Here is a 25270-nt window from a genome sequence, read left to right on the forward strand (position 1 = left end):
TGATCCTGTTAATTTCAAAAGAAATGTATGTTAAATAGGCCAATATATTATTATTCAAATAGAAAAGCCACCTTTAGTTAGAGGTTTTCTTAGGGATTCTCTATTCTTGAAATCTTTTTAATGATCAATATGCATTTGGGGTAATTTTGTTAAAAGCTATAAATTTTTTCAATGAAAACTGATAACACACTATATTTCTAAGCAAAATTTAATTATTAATATAGCTTAAATCAAACTATAATTGCATATAAGAAATGATAGAAACATAGTTAATCTAATTTGCACATTCGGAGGAATGATAATGGTTTTCTTTTATCAATTCGGAATTTTAGTTATTATTATTGGAATCGTTCTCTTCTTACTGTTTTATAAAGTCTTTATCAAAATAGGTAGATTATTTAATAATCATATTAAAAACATAAAAAAAGAAATCGGGAGAGATGAAGAGTGAACGGTTTAAGAAGTCTGATTGCAGGCGGAGTTATTATAATTGGAGGTATTATTTACGCGATAGGCGGTATGTCCCATATTAGTGTTGGTAGTATTGGTATTGAAAAACATATGAGTGGTGAAATTACTGAAGTCCCCCAAGGTTTTCATTGGACTGGTTGGGGAGTTTCAGTACAAGAATACCCTACATATACACAATCATTAGTTTTATCAAGTGACAAACACGAAGGTGGTAATGCTGATCAAGAATGGTCAGTAGGTACTGGAGATCAGCAAGAACTACCTGTTAATACAAACTTAACATGGAAAATTTCAACTAAAAACGTAGCTAATCTTTATCAATCAGTAGGTGGAAAAGATATTAGTTACATCAAAAATAACATCGTCAAACCTACAATGAAAAATGTTGTTAACAAAATTACTCACAAATATAGTTGGAACGACATTAAAGGTTCAAAACAAGCTGATATTACTGAAGAAATCAATACTGCACTAGATAAGGAACTTGCAAAACAAGGTATTGAAGTCGGAACTTTTGGATTTACACACGTAGGTTCCCCTGCAGGTATGGCACAGTCACAGGCACAATTAGCAACTTCTGAATTGAATGTAAAAAAGGCATTAGCTGACCAAGAAAAAGCTAAGATTGAAAATCAAACAAAAATCCTAAATGCGGAAGCAGATGCTAAAGCAAATAAAATTTTATCACAATCACTTACTCCAGAATTATTAAAGAAAATGGAAATGGATGCACGACAAAAATGGGGTTGGGTTACTGTTCAAGGTGGGACACCTCTAGTTCAAGCAAAATAAACAAAGAACAATCTAGAAGCTTTCTTCAAAGTGGTCACATTAATTTATAATTTTATTTCTCCCAAAACTTTTTAAAAATAGAATAATAAAGAAACAATCCTCTCCGCATATAAACTCTTTCTATATTTATAGGAAGGGTTTTTATTTATTTTAAGATTCAATAAGAACTAATTTATAAGTTTCTAAAATTTGACATAAAAATGATGAAGGAAAACTATACAAGTATGATATTCTCTAGGTGTAATAAAAACAATTGGAAACGGAGCTAAATATTGTAAGTTGTAATATTCAAGGTTCAGAGTCCCTAATTTATTAAGTCTGCTAAAATGAAAGGCTGGTACAATTGATTGTTAAATTTCTTATATCCTAGCATAATTATTTCTACTTTTTTTATCCTATATTTTGGCTATCAATTTTTAAAAGGTTCAATTACTCTCCTAAAACTTCTTTATTGGATGATCTTTGGTATTTACTTTACCTGTCTTATTAATTTCACTTTTTTTCCTTTCCCCTATCAAAAATATTTAATTCAAATAATGATAGAAGATCAGTTGGGACATACTCATAATTTTATTCCCTTTAAATCCATCATAGATACCTTCAATTCTGGCTCAATACCACTTGTTCTAAAACAAGTAGCTGGTAATGTTTTATTATTCATACCACTAGGATTTGCATTACCTATTCTATTTTTTAAAATATCAAAAATAAAAACGATAGTAATAGGTTTTACACTAAGTCTAGCAATTGAATTAATTCAAGCTACCTCTGGACTATTCCTTGGCTATAACTATAGATCATGTGATATTGATGACTTAATACTCAATACATTTGGAACAATTATAGGACTAGCTATTTATATAGTAAGCTCTAGGTACTTTATAAGTAATGAAAACTTCAGGAAAAAAAAACTAACCTCATAAACCTTCTAGATTTTTAAGAATGCCTACACAAAAAATAAGGGGTGATTAAAACAATCAACCCCTTCGTAATATTTTTCATTTATGCTACAATCTCTTTTTTGCTTTGAACCGCTATATTTCTAGTAAGTAAGCTAACAACAACTAAAAATACTAGATTTACAACTAAGCCAATAACACCGATATTCAAATCTTTAATATATTGAGGCAGTGCTGGGAATAATGAACCGATTGTTGTATTACTGATAGTGACATAAGTAACTGTTGCAGCTCCAGTAAAAATACCAGCGAATGCGCCTTGCTTCGTTACAAAGTTCTTTTTCATTAAACTAAAGACAAGTGTTGGGAACAATTGAGTAACTAGACTGTATCCCATTAACAGCAGAGTTACTAATGTCGTTCCACCATTAAATGTGAAATAAACTGCGAATAAAGCCACCACAGGAACTAAGTATTTAGCTAAAACTGCAACCTGCTTTTCTGTAGCAGAAGGTACAAATACTTTATAAATATTTTTTGATATTAAAGTAGCAGATGCCATTAGAATCATCGAACCTGGCACGATTGCAGTCAATACCCCTGCTCCACCAATGATTCCAACAAACCACGGGTTAAAAGATTGTTTACTTAATTTTAATAAAGACAGATCAGCTTCCGGACCTTGTAGTCCAGGAACTTGAAGAATTGCTGCAAATCCAACGAAAAACACAAAAAGCAAAACAAGTTGGTATAAAGGCATGATAATCGCGTTTTTACGAAATACGTTTTCACTTTTAGCTGAATAAACAGAACCGAAAGTATGCGGCCACATATAAAATCCTAAGGCTGTTAGAAGAACTGTAGAATTAAACCAGGATACACTTAATCCCTCTTTTGGGAGACTTAGAAAACCTGGTTTAGCTTTATCAACTGCTTCAAACATCGCTTGGAATCCACCATAATAATGAAAAGGTAGATAGATTCCTAGAAATAAAACAACACCAAGAATCATAATATCCTTTAACGCTGCAGTCCATGCAGATCCATGGATACCAGATATCATTACATAAATAGTAACTGAAATAGCACCTATCCAAATCGCAAAAGTTGGTGAAATCAATCCATAAGAAGCCTCCGAAACGATGCTTCCTAATCCTTTTAATTGTAGAACTAAGTAGGGAATTACAGCAGATACACCAACAAGTGAAACTAAAACGCCAAGGGCTTTACTTTTGTATTTACTTGCGAAAAAGTCCGGTTGAGACATTAAATTATTTTCTTTTGCATATTTCCATATTTTTGGAAGCAACCAGTAAGACATAATATAAGCAAGAGCACCGTAAGCAGTTATATAGTAGGTTGGACCTCCTTTTCCATAAGCCCAACCACTTCCACCTAGGAACGTAAAGGTTGTATAGATTTCACCAGCCATTAACAGAAAGACGAAAATAGTACCAAATCCTCTTCCTCCAACACTCCATTGCTCAAGATTCATGTCTTTTCCTTTCCTAGCTTGTACCCCTAGAAAAATCGATACTGCAAGAAAAAGAAAAATTATAATTAATGCACTATTCATCTTATCTGTCCCCCTTATTAGCCGAATCTAATTTAAAGATAATCCACATAACTGGTGTTGAAAAAACAGTCCATAGTACAACCCAAAAAAGGAGAAAAGGCATTCCTAATACAAATGGCTCAACGTGGTTTGCCCAAGATGAAAAGCCCAGAATAGCAATAAATGGAATAAGTGCTAATAAATGATAGATTTTCAAAAATTGTTCCCCACTTTCAATTTAAAATTTATATTAGTTTAAATATTCAGAAAATAAAAGTTTAGATTAAGTAGAACCTTGTAAAATAAGGGTCTACTTAATCATAAGCCTATTAATCTAAAAGCTTAAATGTGGCATGAACAAATAAGTTTACACCAATCTCCAAAGCGTCCTCGTCTATTGTAAAACGTGCATGATGATGCGGATAAGTAATATCTTTTTCTTTGTTTCCTGCTCCCACATAGAAGAAAGTGCCTGGTGCCTTTTGTTGGAAAGCAGAGAAATCTTCACCACCCATGTTTGGTTTCATAAGGTCGAGAGTCTTTTCATCAAACACTTCTAGAATAGTTTCTTCAATAGCCTTCGTAATCTGCTCATCGTTAATAACCGGTCGATATCCAAACTCATAACCAAATTTGTATTGTGCCCCATGAGCCTCAGTTATTCCTTTTATAATTCGTTCCATAAGGTCAGGAACCGATTTCCTAAGGTCGGCGTTGAAACTACGAACGGTTCCACAGATTTCAACTGAACCTGGGATTACGTTATGAGTTGTACCTCCAATAAACTTAGTAACAGAGACTACTAGATTATCAAGCGGATCAGTATTTCTAGAAACGATATGTTGAAGATTCGTTACAACTTGGGAAGCTATAGCAATCGAGTCGATCGTGTCATGAGGAAGTGCTGCATGTCCACCCTTACCTTCAACAGTAATATAGAAGGTATCTGGAGCAGCCATCATCGGTCCATAAGCTACCCCTACTGTTCCTAGTTTCATAGGAGCCCAAAGATGAGCACCAATTATCATGTCTACTCCATCCATTACTCCTGCTTGTACCATTTCCTCTGCTCCACCAGGATACAACTCTTCAGCATGTTGAAACAAAAAGCGAACTTCACCTTTGATTTTGTCTTTTAAACTAGTAAGGATTTTTGCTGTGCCTAGAAGCATTGCTGTATGACCATCGTGCCCACAAGCATGCATCACACCTGGATTTGTAGAGGCAAATTCAAAAGTGTTTTCTTCCTCGATGGGTAAAGCATCCATATCTGCACGAATTGCTAGCACCTTGCCGGGCTGAGAACCAATCAGACGAGCCATAACACTCGTCTTTGTTGGACGAGATATCTCTAAATTTCCGAAGGATTGAAGTGTGTCATACACATATTGAGCTGTTTTTTCTTCATGAAAAGATAACTCCGGATACTGATGGAAATGCCTTCTCCACTTTATTACTTCTTCTTTTGTTTGCGCTACTAAACTATCTAATGATATTGTTTGCATGATTGTATCCCCCTTTATTCATTATTAGATAACTGAAGTACAGTATGATAAAGTACATTTGCACCATCTGCACAATCTTCCTTCGAACTCCATTCAGCTGGATTATGGCTTATTCCATCTTTTGAACGGATAAATAACATCCCTATTGGACAGAGATTTGTAAGTTGCATACAATCGTGCCCAGCTCCACTTGGGAGAAAAAATGGTTCCACACCAATCGTTTCACAAGCTAATTTTGCTAAATCTTGAATTTCATTAGAACATAATGTAGGTGCAATACGTTGCAAATCTTCAATTTGTAATCCTACACCACGCTGTTCACATAAAATTTTTGCCCCTTCTAATATTCGATTTTCAACCTCATCACGAATTGATTCATTTACATCGCGAAGATCCAAGGTAAATTCAACCTTCCCAGGAATTATATTGATTCCTCCAGGAAACAGCTGCAATTGACCAACTGTTCCCACTGTTGAACCTGTCTTAGCTGATTCAGTTTCAATTAGCTGAATAATCTCGGAGGCAGCAACTAAGGCATCGTTACGATCGTTCATTGGAGTTGCCCCCGCATGCCCTGCTTTACCTTCAATTATGAATTTAAGCCATAAAGGGCCAGAGATTCCTGTAACAATACCTACTGATAAATTATCGTTCTCAAGTACCTTACCTTGTTCAATATGTAATTCTACATAGGCTTTTACTGATCCAACACTTCTGACTGACTGATCAATTAATAATGAATCATAACCTGCTTCGCTCATTGCCTCTGCTACAGTAATCCCTTGTTGATCTTTATTTTGAAGTTCTTCCAAGGTGAGAGTTCCAGCAATTCCTCGGCTGCCAATCATTCCAAAGCTAAATCTTGCACCTTCCTCATCAGTAAAGACAATAACTTCAATTGGATGCACTGTGGTGATTCTCTGCTCATTCATCGTCTGGAGTATTTCAATCCCCGAGAGAACGCCGAGTGGTCCGTCAAAATTTCCACCGTTGTAGACAGAATCAATGTGTGAGCCTACCAGTACAACTGGTGCGTTTTGATTAATTCCTTCTTTACGTCCAATAAGATTTCCAACGGTATCTTCGTAAACTTTTAATCCTGCTTCATTCATAAAGGAAGAAAGCAGTTCTTTAGCTTTTCTCTCATTTTCAGTAAAAGATAAACGAGTAATTCCTCCAGACTCTTGTTTTCCAATGGACCCTAATTCCATAAGGCGATTCCATAATCGTTCCTGATTAATCATTTTTCCTCCTATTATAAAATTTATATTTTAGGTCTATTTATGGCTATGACCATAACTATATCATTAAATATTTATTTTGTTAAGTAACAATATTCAGAATATTAAATTTAAAATAATAAAACGATAAGTTTATCTACTTATCGTCACAGGGATATTTTATAAATGTTTCTAGGTCTTCCTCGTGAATAAGGTGTTTCCTCTCCTATTACCTGAGCAATTCCTTGTTCCTCTAGTTCTTTTAAAATTCTTCGCGCGCTTCTCGGCATGATTTGCATATACTGTGCCAGCTCATGAGCTCCAATTTCACTCTTTCCAATCTTTTTAAGAATTGATTCCAGCTTACTAAGTGTAGAAATACTTAGAGAAGTTTGTTCACTTAACTTTTGCAGCTCTTTTGAAACATAGGAATAGGTGATTTGTTCTTCTCTTCCCAATGGGCCCGCAATCGTTTGATTATCGAGAGCTACCATCCAACTACCTTTTCCATACTCCCTAGCATGAAATAACGCTCTGCCGGCATGAATTTCTGCTTCGTAAGCCGTTTTGCCAATCCCAATACCGCAAGTAATGACTTCTTTCTTTAATTCTTCAAGATCTTCCAAATTCGGTATAATAGAAAATTCATTCGTTATATCTTGTAAAAGCCCTCGGGTTGTAAAAATGACATATCTACCTGGACCAGCAGATTTAAGTGATCCTTGAACTTTATTTGCGTAAACAAGAAGTTTCTCTGCCATTTTAATTTCTATTTTGTAAATTTCATCAGTTGAAAAAGTATCCTTCGCCAAACCAAAATAAGAGTCAATCTCAATCATTTGAACTGCAATTTGGCTTTCTTTAAAATGTAACATCTCATAAGTTCGAAGTGCTAAATTTAGTACAGACTCAATAGCTGACTTTGCAGGAAGTACACGGTAAACAGGGACGCCCATTTTCTCAAGTTCGATATGTGCCGATCGAAGACATGTAACTGCTGCTTTCGTTTTCCCAATTTTCCATAAATCATAGTGGTATCCTGCAAGTACATTTGCATCAACTTCCCCTTCATAATATTTCAAAAATAAATGATCAGCTTTAATTTCTGCTTCATCTAAAGTACTTTTGAGTTCATCATAATGGAAGTTATCAAAGCTGATTTGCTCCATAGCAATCCGGTTATGATAGAATATTTGTAACAAAGTTTTGTAGAGACTCGGTCCAGTGTGGGGCGTAAAAAACATGGGTTTTGTTATACCACCCCAGCTTTTTGCTATTGCATAAGGGACCTTGCCTGAAAAGAGCCACATATCAAAATCATTTGCAACAGGACTTAAAAGATCAGGTATTTCCTCTTCTCGCCAATAGATAATAGGAGTACATGCAAATTCAGGGTATTCCTTTATAACAGATTGAATAACGTCAATCGAATCATCAGATCCAAGTAAACCTAAACGGATTTTTTTCATCATTTCCTCCACTACTCTAAAATAAATAAAATTCCTAAAATGGTAATGCAGCAGGCAATCAACTTAGCTGCTGTAATTTTTTCTTTATAATAAATTCTTGCTAAAAACAATGCAAATATTGGTGATGTATAAGCTAAAGCTACAACTAGAGTCCCATTGGCAATCTTTAAGGCTGCAAACAATGCGATCCATTGAGTAATCGCAAGCACCCCACGAATCGAAAGGTGCATATTCAGTTTAGGATACCAAATTTTCGGACGATGGATTAAATAGATAATTAGGGCAATTCCACTAGCTCTGAAAAAATAAAGTGTAGGGGCGTTTATCCATTGATGAACGAGCAATTGTTGTGTAGGAACCATGCTGAGCCCAGCAGAAACTGCAGCTGCAACCCCTAATAAATTCCCTGGTTTTTTTATTTCTACTAATGGAGATAACATGTTTTTACCTCTTACGTTCAGAAAATATACACCAAGCACAATAAGCAAGACCGGAATTAAAATATGTATATCGAATCCGTGCAATATGCTATTTGGAATAAACGTGAATAATGGAGTCAACGCAGTATACACTGCTAGTTGAGATACTTCTATTCGTCCTAGTGCTAAGAAAAATGATACATTAGACAATGCATCTAAAATAATCACAATGATTAATAAACCTATTGTAGTTGGAGAAACAGAAAATGAATAATACCACGGCATTACGCAACCTAACAAAATGGTGACCACTAGAAAAGATGTTACAATAAAGCTATTATTATCCTTCATTTGCATTGTTATTTTTTTTGCATACAACGCATTTACTGCATTCAAAAAAGAACTGATTAATGCTAGAAAAAACATATTCCTTTCTCCTCTCTCTCTAGTGCATTATCCGGCTAAATGTATAAGTAAGTTTCCATAAACTTCAACTGCATACGCAATTGTTTGTTCGTTAAAGTCGAATGCACAATTATGATGACCCGCCGCCAATTCAGTTCCAAATAATAGGTAAGTAGCCATTCCACCATTCTTTTGAACCTCTTTCATCATATACGTTACATCTTCAGAAGCAAGAAAAGGCTGAGAAAGAACAGTCTCACTAGTTTGTTTAACTTTTGATCCTATACCATATACAAGATTCGCAAGATCAGAGTCACAGTCTGCTATAATCGACCGTCCTACTACTTCGGTAAGTTCCTTAATCCCATACAACTGAGCAACTGATTGAATGATACGCAATGATTCATTCTGCATATATTGATCAACCTCATTGGTCGTTCCTCTTGTTTCAAATTTTAGCTTAGCATGTGCTGGAATAATGTTTCGACCTTCTCCACCATGAATAACTCCAACATTTATTCTTGAATCCCCTAATCCATGCCGTGAAATTGCATATAATTGTAATGTAATAGTAGATGCCGCAAGTAATGCATTTCTACCTTCATGTGGTGCTAATGCTGCATGGGCCTGCACACCTTCCAGTTCTAAATCAAACTTAGTTGACGCAAAAAAATCTGTTACACTACAGACGAGTTGGTTCTGTTTTGTTGCCGTAACTCCAATATGGCCACTTAAGAAATAATTAACATCTTCTAAAACTCCCGCGTCAACCATCGCACCCGCACCACGCACACCTTCTTCTGCAGGTTGAAATATGAGTTTAATTTTTCCTGAAAGCTTCTCTTTCATTTTTGAAATCAACTGTGCCATTCCTAACCCAATTGCAATATGGCCATCGTGTCCACAAGCATGCATATAGCCTTCTACTTTCGAATGAAAACCTTGATTCCATGGAACATGATTTGATCCCTTATCCTCAGCTATTTCCAATGCATCGATATCAAATCGGAAGGCAAGTGTTGGACCAATTCGCCCTGTATCCCAAATGCCTACTACACCAGTTAATCCGTCTTCCATTTTCTCAATCCAATATGAATTTGCCCCAAATGACAATGCTCGTTCTTTGGCTTCTTGTATCGTTTTTTCATCCGGGACACCCATTCTCGATTCTGGAACAATTATTTCCCTTCCTACTTTCACTTGAAATCCCAATTCAAATAAGAAATCTGCTATGAAAGATGAGGTTCGGAATTCTGTCCATCCTATCTCAGGAAAACAGTGGAGATCACGCCTAATATTGATTAAACTTCCTTTCATATTTTCAACTAATTCTGAGATTAATTCTTCCACGTCGTTTACCTCCTAATAGAATTATTAAATTAAACAACAAGCCAAAAAATACTCACCTTTCACTTTTCTCATTATTTACGGTTGAATTCAGGTTACGACCATAATTATAGACTATTCTGATATTTTTGAATAGAAACCTAAAATACTATTTTATTAGATAGCCAACTTACTAAAGTCTCTTTATTTAATCATAAAGAATGATTCCCCTTTTTAAACACAAAAAGAGGTGCCCCTTAAAAGTTTTACTTTTGGGACAACCTCTTTATTCTTTTTATTCATATCGAAGCGCTTGAATAGGATCAAGCTTTGACGCTTTATTTGCTGGAAAAACACCAAATACAATTCCAACTAATAAAGAGAATACAAATGATAACAGCATAACCGGAACCGAATATGCAATTGCTGTTCCTGTCGTTATAGTGAATATTTTGGCACTAATTACTCCTATCACAACGCCTATTATTCCTCCTAGTGAACTTAATACCATTGATTCAATGAGGAATTGAAGAAGAATACTTCCACGCTTTGCTCCAATTGCTTTTCTTATACCGATTTCTTTTGTACGTTCTGAAACCGATACAAGCATAATATTCATTATGCCGATACCACCAACAATAAGTGAGATTGCAGCACTTCCACCTAGCATTAATGTCATCGTTTTATTAACAGATGAAGCAGTTTCCATTAAATCCTCTGGACTAGAAACGCTATAGCTATCTTCATCGCCAATAATCGTAAACATCTTTTGTTCGATTCTACGCAACGTAAAATTAATCATATTTTCATTTTCTACTTTTACATAGACAGATCCAATTGAAGTAGTAGATGCCAAACGCTGAGCTGTGCTAAGCGGAACAAAAATCGTACTGTCTCCACTTGAACCTAATGAACTACCAACTGATTGAAGTACCCCAACAACTCTAAATGATGTTCCATTTACTTTAACGTATTGACCAACTGGATTTCCAAAACCGAATAATGTTCGTGCTGTGCTTGAACCAAGTACTGCTATTTTTGAGTGATTATCATTATCCAAGTCTGCGATAAATCTGCCTGATTGCAGCTCCAAATCACGAACTTTTAAATAAGGTGAAGTTGTTCCTGTTACTGACACTTGTGCGTTCGTTTGTCCGTTTTTTACAGTTACTCTTCCAGAAACAGTCGGAGCAATCGCTTCTACACCACTAACGTCCTTAAGTTGATTGGCATCATCTTCTTTAAACGTTACATCTGAGCCAGTAACACTTACTGTTAATACATTTGTACCTAAGCTTCCAATTTGATCTTGCACTTCTTTCGTTGATCCTTGTCCAATCGCAACCATCACAATAACGGAGGATACACCGATAATAATACCAAGCATCGTTAGGAATGCTCTTACTTTATTTCCTTTAATGCTCTTAAGCGCCATTCTCAGTGTCTGCAAACCATTCACCACCATTCTCGTATAGCTGGCCATCATGTATTCGTACAACACGATTTGCTTGTTTTGCTACCTCTAAATCATGTGTAATTAGAATAATCGTATGCCCTTGCTCATTTAACAAATTCATAATCTCCAAAATTTCCTTACTTGTTTTACTATCAAGAGCACCAGTCGGTTCATCTGCTAGTAAAATAGGAGGGCTTCCAGCAAGGGCACGCGCAATTGCGACACGCTGCTGCTGACCCCCTGATAATTGAGTAGGTAAATGATTTGCTCGATCTACTAATCCTACTTTTTTTAACGCCGAAAGAGCAATTTCTCTTCGTTCAGCTGTTTTCATCCCTCTATAAATGAGAGGAAGTTCTACATTTTCTACCGCAGTTAACTTTGGTATAAGATTGAAATTTTGAAAAATAAAACCTATTTTTTCATTTCGTATAGTCGCTAATTGCGAGCTCTTCATTTGCCCTACATCTTCATTATCAATCAAATACCTACCAGAATCTGGTCGGTCTAAGCATCCAATCATGTTCATAAATGTTGACTTCCCTGAACCTGATGGACCGATGACTGATATAAAATCACCCTTTTGGATATCAAGCGATACACTCTGAAGAGCCATTACTGTTTCTCCGCCAAGTTCATACATTTTCGTCATGTTTTTTATTTGAATAATCGGCTCAAAGTTAGTCATTATTTACCTCCTTGTCCGCCACCTGTTTGATTTCTTTCAGAATTTCTTCCTCCGAAACCACCACCAGAGAAGCCGCCGCCAGAGAAGCCACCACCTTGGAATCCGCCACCTTGCATCATAAATCCATTAGAATTACTTCTAGATTGAACGCTCGGAATTTCAATAGACTCTCCTTCACTTAATCCACTTGTAATTTCTACATTCGTATCATTTGAAATACCAGTTTTTACGGTAACTTTCTTTGTAGATTCTCCAGAATCATTAGATGAAGGAACTAGTACATATTTTTCATTTCCATTTTTATATACTGCTTCTACTGGAACATATAGCGCATCTGCTTTACTCTGTATTAAAATACTTGCTTCTGTTGACATACCAATTTTCAAACCTTTTGGATTTTTAATTTTTACAGTTACATCAAATGTTGAAACGCCATTAGTCGATGTGCCTTCATTTGCTACTTTCGTTACAATCCCATCGAATGTTTCACCTTCAAAAGCACTTGCTGTTATTTTTACTGACTGTCCAACTTTTACCTTTGTGATATCTAATTCATCAACACTAATTGTTGTTTCCAAAGAACTGTAATTTGTTATATGTGCAAATGTCGCAGAACTTTGTACCGAATCTCCACTATTAACAGCAAGACTTGTAATTGTTCCAGCAACTGGTGCCTGTAAAATACTACCATCTGTAAATTTCACTAGTGTTTCACCAGCTTTTACAACTGAGCCTTCCTTCACATATACAGTATCCGCTACTAAACTACTACCTCCAGTATTTCCAGAACTTGAATCATTTGAGGAACTGCCACTATCTTCTCTTGTAATCGGTAATGTAACTCCATCTTCATCTTCCATACGCATTAGTACTTTTCCTTGCGATGCTCCGCTACCGCTACTTACATAAACCTTTGTAATTTCTCCATCTTTTGGAGCCGTAACAACATCACCATTTTTAAATGTCACAAGTGTGTCACCTTTATCTACTGATTCTCCAGATGAAACACTAACACTATCCACAACAAGAATTGTATTTCCCGGAGTAACATCTTCATCAGTATTTGCAGTTACCGAACCCGATCCAGTAACAGCTACTTCTAACTTTCCTTTTTGTGCCGTAATTGTTTGTGCTGTAGCCATCACATTTTGGGCTTGATTTGCTTGACTCTTACTATATATGAACCAACCACTTCCTCCTCCAACAGCAACAACAATAACTGAAATAATAACCCACTTTTTCAATTTACTTTTCTCCTCTCCAACAATGAGATTGATATGAATATATACCCGATTATTCTTTATTGAGGTAAATGAGTTTTCGGAATTTCACATATCCTCAGAACCTCTACTATCTTGTAACCATTTTAAGAAAATCAGGGCTTGTCTTTCGTTTATACAGAAAACTTACTCTACTATTGATCGTTTGTATTAGAGCTTGTTTTATTTATTTTTTAACTCCTCCTAATTTCATTTGATAAGCTCATTTTGGATTGTGTACCTTAAATTTCCCTTAATAAAAATCAATGCTTTTTAATAGGGAGAGAAAATTGGTCATATTCAAAGCATTTTAAACGCTTAATTTATTGCACAAATAAATAAACCACTTCTATATTTTTGAAGGGGTTTATACTTGTACTATTAAGAAATAAAAAATGAGTTAACTTTTTTTCACTTAAATTAAATTGTTAATCAAATAAAAAAACCACCTTTTAAAGGTGGTCTCAAATATACTTCCGATGAATTTTCTTCCCATCATAACAAACAACACAGACTTATTCTCAATATTCGTCTCTAAATGTCCCCCTCTACCCCACAACTGATGTATATAAGGCATTACCTTCTCAACATACTTCACATCAAGTTCCATATGTTCATAAGAATGCTTCAAATAAAGCTCCACATTTTTAAATAATCCCCTTGTTGAACTACAATATAAGGGAATCCGCCATTTACTCGACTAACTACAAGTTGATCTCGTACATTTTCCCATGCTTTATCAGTTACTTTATACTCCTTACCTTGTCTCTGGAATAAATACATATCTTCACACATGACAAGATCTTTCGTTAAGTAGTTTCGTATAAATGAACTATCAGACTCTAATTCATGTACTTCAATTTTTTTAGTATTAAACCTCAATATCCTACTCTATATCCATCATGTTTTATTTGTAATCTATTTTTGGATAAATAATTCACTTTATATTTAAGTAAAGGTTTTGAATTCATGTAAAAGAAATCTATAAAACTAATAAATACATTATCCCCTACCAACACAGACACCCTTTTCTCATGCAAAAAAAGCGGATGAATCAGTATCACCCACTTTATAAAATACATTATGAATTTAGTTCTTCCTTTAATTTCGATATATAGTCTTTTATCATTCTTGAACAATCCTTATCACTAGACATAATCCATACATATTGAAGATTTACAGCATCATATTCTACAATATCCAACATTATAACGTCATCACTCAAATTGTAATTAACCCCGTTGAAGGCTATAACAAATGATACACCTAAGTTTTCTTCAACCGCTTTTTTTAATGTATCAGTATTTGTAGTGGTAAATAACTCATTCATTTTGCCAAACTCCCTAAAGAAAAGTTTTTTAAACCAATGAATGAATTCACCATTATAAGTAATCAGTGTTTCGTTTATGATTTGTTGTGGTGTAACAAATGTTTTTTTTGCTAATGGAGAGTTTTTATTTACCATTAATTTCATTTTTGCTTCAAATAAATTATGGTAAACTAGGCGATCATCATTTTCTAGTAAATGCTTAATAAAAGGGATTACACCGATATCACTTCGATCTTCTAATATATCTTCAATAATATCTTGACCCGGCTTTTCAAAAATCTCGATACTAATTTTAGGATAGTCATCTCGAATGGCTGATAATGGGTTTAAAAGTACGGCAAAAAAACCCGGAGTCGTAGATATTTTCAATTTATCGTTTGCATTATTAATTAATTGTGCTTTTTCGACTAGTTCTTGATATTTACTAAATACCTCTATCGCAATCGAAACAAGCTCTTCTCCATCATTCGTAAGTATGGCACTATGACCTCTACCTCTGGATCGCTCGAACAATTTTACATTTAATTTCTTTTCGATACTATCAATCGATTGACTAATAGCGGATTGACTCACAAAGAGATTTTGTGAAGCAATCGAGAAGGATCCCGTTTTGGCGACTTCGACTAGATATTCCAATTTTTCGATGTTCATAATCTTCTCCTTCTAACAACGTTATTAGTATACTACAAACTATATTTTCTTTATTATATTTTTTACAATTATTTTAAATATAATGAAAAGCCTGTTCTCAAAGTTTGAGAACAGACTTACAGTGCGAATACAAATTCTGAAAAATAATTTTCAGAGCTTTCTATTATTGTAAACCTAATTGACTCTTAACTGATTCTAAAGTTGCACCTTTATACTTTTTAACTGCTTTAGGTGGTGCTATAACCTGAGTATTAAAAAAATGGAGTAACCTAAAGCAGCATAAGCTACCCAGGTTACCAATTAAATTAATTTAAACCTAATTCTACGATGATACTTTCTAACGTTTGACCTTTGTACGTTTTCTTAGCTTTTGGATTTGCATTTGGATTTGTTGGGTTACCAAGTCCGTAGTTGTAATACACATATGCAAAGTCATTTACGTCAACTTTTCCGTCGAAGTTAATATCTGCACTACGTTTATTTGTTCCCCAATATGTTTGGATAGCCAGTGCATCCATGATGTCGATTACATTATCTTTATTAACGTCTCCTGCAGTAGCTGTATAAACATCTCTACCAATGTAACCAGCTACTCCATACTCTTCACCATCTAAAGTTTGGTACATACCATGGAAGCTAGTGTACGTATTAAAGTGACCAGGAACATCAAATACGATTGACATGTCATCATGAGTAAGTGGTAATCCATTTACTACATATTGACCATTCTTAGCAATTGCACCATCGTATCTCTTTCCGTCTTTGTCTTGAACGAACGCTTTCATTCCAGTTAAAGTATAATCTCTACCTACAGTTTCATCGAACTTGCCATTCTTGAATAAGCCTTGAGCATATACATAACCACCTAGAGAAGAGAACTTCGGTAAAATAACGATTGTCGGGAATGTTCCCCAAGGTCTTGTCACGACACCATCAACGCTTGTAATTTTTGTTGAAGCAAGTGATAAGCTTGAACCGTTAACAGGCTTTTGGATATCTTGAATTTTAACTGCTACATCAACCATTGGGATGTCGCCCGTTACTTCTTTAGTTCCGTCAAACGTAACTGTTGCAACGACTGTAACGACTGGACCATTAACTGTATTAGCAGTAGTTGTTGTTGTTGATAAAACTCCACCTAAAGCCTCAGCTGCAGGATTTAACTTAATGCTTTCAAAATTTGTATCAAGTGTATTAGCAGAGAAAGTATAAACAGCCGATTTTACTTTTGTTACATTATAAGCAGTTAGTGTAGAAGATCTTGTATCTCCAACATGTGTAATCATTTGTTTGTGTCTAAGTGGACCTTGTGGATCACCATATACATATGAATAATTGTCTTCAACAAGATAGTACAGTTCTTGAGCATTTGCATTCGTTCCTTGGTCTCCACCAACAAATAGTACTTGTGTAATTGGTGAATTTGGCGTTACTGCAACACTGTCTGACCCGTTCCCGTGTTCATCTAATGTTAGTTTTCCGTTGATTGAGTTACTGTTCCAAGCGTAAGGAATACCCACTGTACCTTGGTTAACATCGATACCAACTGCTCTCATTTGATCAACCATTTGGTCATGGAGAGAAGCTGTAACAGGGATTGCCGTTACACCTTTCTTGTATTCAACGAAAGGACTTCTTTCATTTTCCCCTTGTACTTTCATTTCGAACTTATCAGGAGCAGTATTATCAATGAATAAATCTTGAGCATTAACAAATTCTTTACCATCATCATTTACACCAACAAGTTTTAATTTGTAATGACCTTCTCTTGGTAATGTTGCAACTTTGCTGATCGTTTTATGTTCTTTATCAGCAAACGGATAGATAGCTCCTACGAACGGCTGGAAGAAATATGTTTTACCTTCTTCAAAACCCATTCCATCAAACGTATTCGCTATACCTAAATCTTCACCTGTTTTTGCATCAGAAAGGACTACGTATAAAGATCTCATGTGAGAATTTAATGTCATTGTTGCAGTTAAAGCTGGTTGCATAATTGGACTCTTTAATTGATTTCGGTCATTCGTGATTGAGTTACGAGAAAGAGTAAAGTCTTTAATGCCTTCTTCAACAAAATGCACTCCGAATGGAACACGATATGTTTCAGATGGATCATCTTGGTTTGTGTAAGTTACATATCCTTCGTAAATACCTTTTTCAGCTGTCGTTGGAATTGAAAGGTCTACTTTTCTTGTCACATTACTATTTACAGGAACCTTAACAGTTTTGTCTGTAGTAACTGTTACTCCATTCTTTTCTGCATCCTTTGAGCCTCTTACGTTTGTTTGATAAGAAACTTTTACATCAAACGTTTTAGATTTAGAACCGTTGTTCTCAAATGTTAAAGAACGAGATTCAACTAAATCCTTACCAGTGAAAGCTACGTTACCAAAACTTAGTGCGCTTGTAATTTCTTCGATATCATTTGTTTCTCCATTAACAACAACTGGTGTTGTGTCTTTCACCTTAATCTCAATTGAAGAATGTAAAGCTTGGTACGGGTCAACTCGTCCAGCACCAACTTCATATACAGAGTAAGTCTTGCTTAATGGGTCAGCTGTATTCATTAATAAAGCTTTGATATCTTCTGGTTGTAAGTTATGGTTAGCTTGTTTTAATAATGCTGCAACACCTGCTACAAACGGAGTTGCCATTGAAGTTCCTGACATATGATCATATGCATGATTATAATCAGTTGGATTATTCGGACTATGAATGAATCCAGGAACAGTTGATAGCACGCTTACACCTGGTGCTGTAACTTCTGGTTTAATATCATAATTTACTCGAGATGGTCCACGTGAACTGAATGATGCTAACTCATCACCTTTTGTTGTGATTGAACTTAAATCACTAAAAGAGAATGTTGTTTTACCACTTGCGATTTGTTGTTTTAATGCAAGTCCATCTGCCATTGTTAAATTAAATGATGGGATGAAATCTTCACCTTCTGATAAATAGAAAGGCATTAAACCATCAACGTTGTTGTAAATGATTACTCCAGCAGCGCCACGGTTTTTCGCTTGTAAAATCTTATCGTTAATCGTATTTGTACCACGTTGAATGAATGCGATTTTTCCATCTATTCGAGTGTTTGCACCAGAATAATTAAAAGATTGTCCTAATCCAACGTTTACAATTGGGTATGATTTTGTTAGCAAATCCGAAATTTTATCATCAAATCCTCTTGCTAATAATTGCATGCTATAGCTCACACCATCGTCATTACCTTTGATTGTTGGAATGATCGTTGGAACATCACTTGCACCAACCGTTAATGGTAAAGCAGCATTTCCAGGATTTCCAACAGTGTACATTGCATCTCCAGAGTTACCTGCAGCAACGATAGCTGTTACACCACTTAATACTGCATAGTTGAGTGCCATACTTTGAGGCGTTAATGGATCATTATATGGTGCACCTAGAGATAGGTTAATTACATCCATGCCATCTGTAACTGCTCGATCAATACCACTGATGATTGCGTCCATTGTACCACCACCGCCTGGTCCAAGTACACGATAAGCATAGATATCAGCATCCGGAGCAACACCTGTAGTTGAAAGATGACTGTCAGCCTTTCCGCGACCTGCAATTGTACCAGCTACGTGAGTACCATGTTCAGTGTAGTAAGGTTCAGCACCGCCATTAATACTTGGCTTACCAGCTTTTACCCAATCATCATAAGTTGTTTCCATTGGATCATTATCATTGTTAACGAAATCATAACCGCCTTTGTAAGCGTCTTTTAAATCTGGGTGATTGTAGTCAATCCCTGTATCAAGGATACCTACTTTAATACCTTTACCTGTAAAACCTTCTTTGTGTAATTGGTCTATTTTAAGGTAAGAACGTTCTGCTGCCATTCCATGGGTATCTGCCTCAGTTGAAGTAGCTTGTGCGTCAGGTGTTTTAGGTTCATCTAACTGTACAGTTTGGTTACTGTAGATTGCTTTTACTGCTCCTGATTGGACTAATTCTTGTAGTTTGTTAGCAGGAACTTGTAGTGATACTCCATTGAATGCAGTTTTGAATGAACGTTTTACTTTGTACGTTCCATTTTTTACAGTATTCTCTAAATCAGTTTGAAATGTTGCATGATCATCATCTACATTGCTTTGTGCTTCTGTAGGAGATAGATTTTGTCCATTTACAGCTGCTTCAAGTAAAGCAACTTTCTTCGGTTTGTTATTGAACTCTACGATAACTGATACAGTCTTTGAACTATCTAAGTCCACGTCGTCCGATAAATGAAGTCCTCTTGCATTGAACTTGTCAATATTCTTAAGAGCTTGACGTTGTTCTGCAGTTAGATTCAATTTGCTATCTTCGTTAGTGTTAGTGTCACTATTAGTGTTAAGGTTTGCTACAGCTTCATCTAATTTTGTTGGGCTTTGTGCAAATACGTTAACCATTTGTGATTGTGAAAATACGATACTAGTAGTAAGCGCGCCAACTAGTAATTTAGTTTGCTTTTTCTTCATTCCCCAGTTCTCCCCATCCATTTATTTTTTTATAAGATGACTAATTGCTTTCTATAACTCTTTCGTTACGCACCAATACTTTCCGATGAATTATCTTGGTTCGTATAAACGATATAAGCTTCATAAATACCTAGATAGGTCCATGGTATCTGCACCATCTAAATACTGCTTGTTCGATTCCTGTAACGATTTCACCCGACGTTTCACTTCCACCAGGACCTAAAACTCGGTATACATAAAGATCTACATCTGGAGCAATTCCATTCGTAGCATAATCACTATCATTTTTACCTTGTCCAATAATTTTTCCGGATGCATGTATTCCATGTTCTGTTCGGCTTTTAAAACTGTAATACTATAGATTGCTTTTAATGCTTTTGATTTCAGAAGAAAAACAAAATATAAGATTTTGATAGAAATTGATCAGGTTCTTATGTGTTCTAGCTGAAACTTACTGAACTAAAAATCTATCAAATTTCGACCTCATTCGAGCTCCTTCCCCATTTGCTATTATCAGTATACATTATCAGAATTTTCGAATATAATTAGATTTTTTGATAATAACAGCAATATATAAGATTTTCTTATATTTCCGATGGTAAACTTATTTATTTATACAGAAAAACTCGCCGATTGGCGAAGTCATAGGCGTAGTTCCACTTTAATTCCTATAATTGGCAAAATAAAAACCACCTAAAAAAGGTGGTCCTAAATATACTTCCGATGAATATTCTACCCATCATAACTAAACAACACAGACTTATTCTCAATATTCGTCTCCAAATGAACCCCTCTACCCCACAACTGATGAATATATGGCATTACCTTCTCAACATACTTCACATCAAGTTCCATATGTTCATAGGAATGCTTCAAATAAAGCTCCCCATTTCTTAAATAATCGCCCTCTTGAACAACGATATAAGGGAATCCTCCATTTACTCGACTAACTATAAGTTGATCTCGTACATTTTCCCATGCTTTTTCAGTGACCTTATACTCTTTACCTTGTCGCTGGAATAAATACATATCTTCACGCATTACGAGTTCTTTAGTTAAATAGTTTCGGAAAAATGAACTATCAGACTCTAATTCTCGTACTTCAAACATTTTTTCTCGACCGCTGCCAGGTTTAACACCTAACTCACACATTTCTTTTGTTGGATTATTTTATCGCTCTTCAATATCTTCAAACATTCTTAGTCCTAAATAATACGGGTTAATGCTTGTTTTCGACGGCTGAACTACTCCTTCATTAAGCTTTGCGTATTCAATTGTTTCATTTGAATCAAGGTTTAGTTCACGCATGATGCGGATGTGCCAGTAACTTGCCCAACCTTGTTTCTCTTAAAGATCTCAAATAAGAAGAAAGAGAACGACTTGATTCCATCCCTGGTATCGCTACTCGAATGGCGGAACAAATGCTGGCTGAACTAAGAAACAATTTTAAGGTACAATTTCCAATTGTAGTTCATATGTGTTCCTAGGCGGGGCTAGGTCTTGATCATAACGAATTTACTGGAAAAGGGAAATCATCTAAAACAAGAAAAAGAAGCAAATATTTAAAGTAAGCATTTATCGAGTGAAATTTGTATAAAATTCCCTTTTTTACACATAATTAGAAAAAATTAGTTTTGAGGGAGATAAGGCAATGGAACCAGATAATTTAATTGAACAAACTTGGGTTGAACAATTATCTAAATCAAATGATTTTGTTCATGAGCATACTTCATTAAGTGACAATGCACCTTTTTGGCTTTCTTATTATCGCACCCTTATCTCATCAGACATTTTACATAAAGATGTATTGCCTTATTTGCAGGACTGGTTATCACTCGAAGGATTAAAGAATAAAATTCCCGTTCAAGAGATTATTTTGACTAAGGATAAAAATAAAATTATCCAAAACATATTAATTGGGGCAGTAGCTATTCAAAAACATCAACATGACGAAGAATGTTTATTAATTAATATAGCAAACAGTAAATTTCGTGATGTTGGCATAACGACTATGGAAGTATCTGCCATAGGACCTCAAATTGGATTTATTGAAGAATTAGACATTAATATTAATCTTATTCGAAAGAGATTGCCTGTACCTGAACTGCTCATCAAAGAAATGAAGGTTGGAAAGCTATCAAAAACAAGAGTAGCGGTTTTATATATGGATGGGATTGCCGATCAGGAAAATGTAAACACCGTAATACAAAGAATAAATGATATTCAATATGACCATATTCTGGATAGTTCTTATATCTCTTCCATGATTGAGGACAATTCTAATTCCTTATTTCCTCAATCGATCTCAACCGAAAGGTCAGATCGAGTTGCTGCGGGTCTTACAGAAGGTAAAATTATCATTGCAGTAGATGGATCACCCAATCTAGTAATTCTTCCAGTTACCTTTATGGAATCCTTTATTGCAATGGAAGATTATAGTTATTCCTGGATTATTTCAAATTTCTTTCGTTTATTACGATTCGGTGCTATTTATATCTCGATATTCGTAAGTCCGCTGTATGTAGCAATTATGACTTATCATTATGAGTTGATTCCTGCCAGTTTACTTGAAACGCTTGTCGGATCAAGGGCAACAGTTCCCTTTCCCCCATTCGGTGAGGCCCTTTTTTTAGAATTAATGATTGAAATGGTAAAAGAAGCTGGAATCCGCCTGCCACCTAAAATTGGAATGTCCCTTGGTGTAGTGGGTGGTATTGTGCTTGGGCAGGCTGTTGTGGAAGCTGGATTAACAAGTAATATTTTGCTTATTTTAGTAGGACTTGGAGCTTTAACTTCGTACACGGCTCCTGTGTATAAATTTAGTAATACTATTCGATTTATTAAGTTTCCAGTCATTTTACTTGCTCAATGGCTAGGTTTGTTTGGAGTGTTTTTAGGCTACCAATTTGCATTGCTTCATTTACTGCGGCTAACCTCACTCGGGCGTCCCTATTTAAGCCAGTATCCAATACGTAAGACTTCATTTCAAGATTTATGGGTCAGGCTCCCTTTTTCGATGCAAAAAGAAAACCCAACATCATTGAGTCCACAAAAAAAGAGAAAGTCAACTGGAGATGGAAAAAACCCAGAGCCATTGAGCGATTTTTATGAATAAACCGTAAAGGAGAAATTAAATTGAAAGTGAATATAAGACATCAGATTTCTCCTTATTTAGTCTTCTTTGTTATTTATAATTCGCAGGTTGGTGTTAGCATTTTAAGTTTTCAAAGAAGCATTGCCACGAAAGCAGGATATGATGCCTGGATTGGTGTATTAGCTGCAGGTTGTTTAGTACAAGTGTTAATATGGGTGATGTATAAACTTTTAGGAAAAGTCGATGGAGATATTATCGATGTTCATTCAAATATTTTCGGAAATGTACTAGGCAAATTTTTTAGTTTTTTTATTATGATATATTATTGGTTAGCAAGCGTTTATGTTTTACTTAAGTTTATAGAGATCATTCAAGTATGGATGTTTCCTACCATACCATCATGGATTCTTTCTACTTTAATTTTAATATCAGTTTATTATTGTGTTTCTGGAGGATTTCGGGTTGTTGTCGGGATGTCTCTTTTATCGTTTATTTTTCCGCAAATTTTGTTAATTTTCCTTTATTTTTTCCCGTTAAAAATGGCTCACTTTTCAAATTTACTGCCAATAATGAACCATTCATTAATAGAATTGTCGGATTCTATTAAAAGCTCAATGTCCACAACGGCTGGAACTGAAACTTTACTGATGTTCTATCCATTTATAAGGAATCCTAAAGCCTCAAAAAAATTCGCTCATTTAGGAGTACTATTTACTACTTTACTATATACTTTTTCTGCTATTGTTACCTTTACCTTCTATAGTGAAAGACTGTTAAAAACGACAATTTGGCCAGAACTGTCTTTAACAAAAGTAATTACACTGCCTTTCTTGGAGCGATTTGAATACTTATATATATCCATGTATTTGATTATCGTTAGTACATTAATCGCACTTTTATTATGGTGCTCCAGTAGAGGTTTTAAAAAAATTTTTAGTAGTAAGCAAAAGCATATATTAATCATTCTTAGCCTATTAAGTGTAGTCATTTGTCAAATAATAAACGATCCCTTCAAAGATCTGCTTAATAAATATATCACTCAAATGAATTTATGGATATTTTACGGCTATATTCCAATACTCTTATTTGTTTTTACTTTTAAAAAATGGGTAATCAAAATGATTAATCGGTCAGCACTTTTGTTGTTTCTTATTTTATTATTGTCAGGGTGCACCCTTTTCCCTACCTCCTACATTGTCAATAAAATCGATATGTCACAAGGGTTAGGGTATGATCTGACAGAAAAAAAGGACATAAAGGGAACTATTGTATATCCCATTTTCAAAAAAGACAAAGCTTCTTCTACAGAAGTCAGAACAGCTATAGGGAAATCCAGTAAAGAGATTCGTTCGATCTTAAATAACGAAACTCAAAATCCATTAGTAAGTGGTCAGGTTCGTGTAGCTCTTTATGGCAAAAAACTGGCAAAAATAGGGATTAATGATTTTGTAGACACCTTACATCGTGACCCTTCAATTGGGAGCCTTATTCAATTGGGAATTGTTGATGGCGATGCTAATCAATTATTTAAATCAAAGAAATATAAAAAAGAGAATGTTTCAATTCATGTCAATAATATGCTGGTGCAAAATATGGAATTTGGCCAACTTCCCCGAACTGATTTACATACCTTTTTATTTCAATTATTTCAAATTGGACAGGATCCATATTTACCTTTAATTAAAAATGAAAACGATAACATCGGGATCACCGGAATAGCATTTTTTAAAAATGATCAATATGTTACATCTATTTCACTTAAAGATCTTTTCATATTTAAGGCTTTGGTTGAAAGCTCCAAAAATACTTTGCACCAATTTATTTTAGAAAATGGTGATAAGGTCGTTATTGAAACTCTCGGTTCAAACGTAAAGTATAAAGTAAAAATTGTACATGGTAGACCAGAATTTATAATTCATCTAAAAATGAGACCAAGTCTTAAAGAGTTCGCTCCTTCAAAGAAACAAAGGGTAGCTGTTGATAAAAAAAAGATTCAAAAACAGATTGAACAGATATTAGAAAAAGATGCCTTAAATATCGTTACCCAATTTAAGAACCATCAAGTAGACCCTCTAGGTTTAGGAGCAAAATATAGAGAACATTATCCAGGATTTAATGAGAAAAAATGGGAAATGTATTATCCTCACGTAAAAGTTTTTGTAAAGGCAGATGTTGAAATCCGACAAACTGGAACTATTGATTAACGGGGCAATATGAAAAAAGACACCATGTTTATAAAGTGGTGTC

17 protein-coding genes and 3 pseudogenes are annotated in these 25270 nt (G+C 35.0%); 5 read left to right on the forward strand and 15 right to left on the reverse strand.

Going from position 1 to position 25270, the window contains the following annotated elements; genetic code table 11:
* Window positions 1-301: 301 nt before the first annotated feature.
* From ABEY15_RS05740 to ABEY15_RS05750, 3 genes are all read left to right on the forward strand, one after another.
* Complete coding sequence (locus ABEY15_RS05740; RefSeq protein WP_175403458.1) at window positions 302-451, forward strand: hypothetical protein; 150 nt, start codon at window positions 302-304, stop codon at window positions 449-451.
* Window positions 448-1263: an SPFH domain-containing protein gene (locus tag ABEY15_RS05745; RefSeq protein ID WP_429889034.1), complete on the forward strand. Its 816-nt coding sequence runs from the start codon at window positions 448-450 to the stop codon at window positions 1261-1263. Before ABEY15_RS05740 ends, ABEY15_RS05745 begins: the two co-directional genes overlap by 4 nt.
* Before the next feature lie 347 nt (window positions 1264-1610).
* Window positions 1611-2186, forward strand: a complete 576-nt coding sequence (locus ABEY15_RS05750; RefSeq protein WP_429889035.1) for a VanZ family protein — start codon at window positions 1611-1613, stop codon at window positions 2184-2186.
* Between the two features lie 79 nt (window positions 2187-2265).
* Here the strand turns inward: ABEY15_RS05750 and ABEY15_RS05755 are convergent, their stop codons facing one another.
* From ABEY15_RS05755 to ABEY15_RS05825, 15 genes and pseudogenes are all read right to left on the reverse strand, one after another.
* Window positions 2266-3738 carry a sodium:solute symporter family protein gene (locus ABEY15_RS05755; protein ID WP_429889036.1) on the reverse strand — a complete coding sequence of 491 codons (1473 nt, stop codon included), beginning with the start codon at window positions 3736-3738 and terminating at the stop codon, window positions 2266-2268.
* Window position 3739: 1 nt separating this feature from the next.
* Window positions 3740-3934, reverse strand: coding sequence for a DUF3311 domain-containing protein (locus ABEY15_RS05760; protein ID WP_056471596.1), 195 nt, complete (start codon window positions 3932-3934; stop codon window positions 3740-3742).
* A gap of 112 nt (window positions 3935-4046) precedes the next feature.
* Window positions 4047-5222 carry a M20 family metallopeptidase gene (locus ABEY15_RS05765; protein WP_429889037.1) on the reverse strand — a complete coding sequence of 392 codons (1176 nt, stop codon included), beginning with the start codon at window positions 5220-5222 and terminating at the stop codon, window positions 4047-4049.
* Between the two features lie 14 nt (window positions 5223-5236).
* On the reverse strand, window positions 5237-6466 hold the full coding sequence (locus ABEY15_RS05770; RefSeq protein ID WP_429889038.1) for a Zn-dependent hydrolase: 1230 nt from the start codon (window positions 6464-6466) through the stop codon (window positions 5237-5239).
* A 143-nt stretch (window positions 6467-6609) separates the two neighbouring features.
* Window positions 6610-7911: an ArsR family transcriptional regulator gene (locus ABEY15_RS05775; RefSeq protein ID WP_429889040.1), complete on the reverse strand. Its 1302-nt coding sequence runs from the start codon at window positions 7909-7911 to the stop codon at window positions 6610-6612.
* A gap of 11 nt (window positions 7912-7922) precedes the next feature.
* The gene (locus ABEY15_RS05780) at window positions 7923-8756 is read right to left on the reverse strand and encodes an EamA family transporter (protein WP_429889042.1); all 834 of its coding nucleotides are present in this window, start codon (window positions 8754-8756) and stop codon (window positions 7923-7925) included.
* 27 nt (window positions 8757-8783) lie between these two features.
* A complete protein-coding gene (locus ABEY15_RS05785; protein WP_429889044.1) occupies window positions 8784-10085 on the reverse strand; it encodes an amidohydrolase in 1302 nt (433 codons plus the stop codon).
* Window positions 10086-10356: 271 nt separating this feature from the next.
* Window positions 10357-11520: an ABC transporter permease gene (locus ABEY15_RS05790; RefSeq protein ID WP_286133925.1), complete on the reverse strand. Its 1164-nt coding sequence runs from the start codon at window positions 11518-11520 to the stop codon at window positions 10357-10359.
* Entirely contained in the window at window positions 11486-12205 is a 720-nt protein-coding gene (locus ABEY15_RS05795) for an ABC transporter ATP-binding protein (protein ID WP_335485826.1), read from the reverse strand. Before ABEY15_RS05795 ends, ABEY15_RS05790 begins: the two co-directional genes overlap by 35 nt.
* Window positions 12205-13449 (reverse strand): efflux RND transporter periplasmic adaptor subunit, encoded by a 1245-nt coding sequence (locus ABEY15_RS05800; protein ID WP_429889046.1) that lies wholly within the window; start codon window positions 13447-13449, stop codon window positions 12205-12207. The genes ABEY15_RS05795 and ABEY15_RS05800 overlap by 1 nt, the downstream gene beginning before the upstream one ends.
* Before the next feature lie 479 nt (window positions 13450-13928).
* Window positions 13929-14331, reverse strand: a pseudogene (locus tag ABEY15_RS05805) (SpoVR family protein); the annotation flags it as partial.
* Window positions 14332-14545: 214 nt separating this feature from the next.
* The gene (locus tag ABEY15_RS05810; RefSeq protein WP_429889047.1) at window positions 14546-15445 is read right to left on the reverse strand and encodes a LysR family transcriptional regulator; all 900 of its coding nucleotides are present in this window, start codon (window positions 15443-15445) and stop codon (window positions 14546-14548) included.
* A 305-nt stretch (window positions 15446-15750) separates the two neighbouring features.
* Window positions 15751-19929, reverse strand: a complete 4179-nt coding sequence (locus ABEY15_RS05815) for a S8 family serine peptidase (RefSeq protein WP_429889049.1) — start codon at window positions 19927-19929, stop codon at window positions 15751-15753.
* A gap of 130 nt (window positions 19930-20059) precedes the next feature.
* Window positions 20060-20266 (reverse strand): annotated as a pseudogene (locus ABEY15_RS05820) (S8 family serine peptidase); the annotation flags it as partial.
* A 395-nt stretch (window positions 20267-20661) separates the two neighbouring features.
* Window positions 20662-21270 (reverse strand): annotated as a pseudogene (locus tag ABEY15_RS05825) (SpoVR family protein); the annotation flags it as partial.
* Between the two features lie 310 nt (window positions 21271-21580).
* On the opposite strand from ABEY15_RS05825, the gene ABEY15_RS05830 reads away from it, so the two are divergent.
* Window positions 21581-23044: a spore germination protein gene (locus ABEY15_RS05830; protein WP_429889050.1), complete on the forward strand. Its 1464-nt coding sequence runs from the start codon at window positions 21581-21583 to the stop codon at window positions 23042-23044.
* Window positions 23045-23070: 26 nt separating this feature from the next.
* Window positions 23071-25227 (forward strand): GerAB/ArcD/ProY family transporter, encoded by a 2157-nt coding sequence (locus ABEY15_RS05835; RefSeq protein WP_429889255.1) that lies wholly within the window; start codon window positions 23071-23073, stop codon window positions 25225-25227.
* The last annotated feature ends 43 nt before the right edge of the window (window positions 25228-25270 follow it).

This window comes from Gottfriedia acidiceleris (assembly GCF_050457485.1).
GTDB lineage: Bacteria > Bacillota > Bacilli > Bacillales > Bacillaceae_G > Gottfriedia > Gottfriedia acidiceleris_D.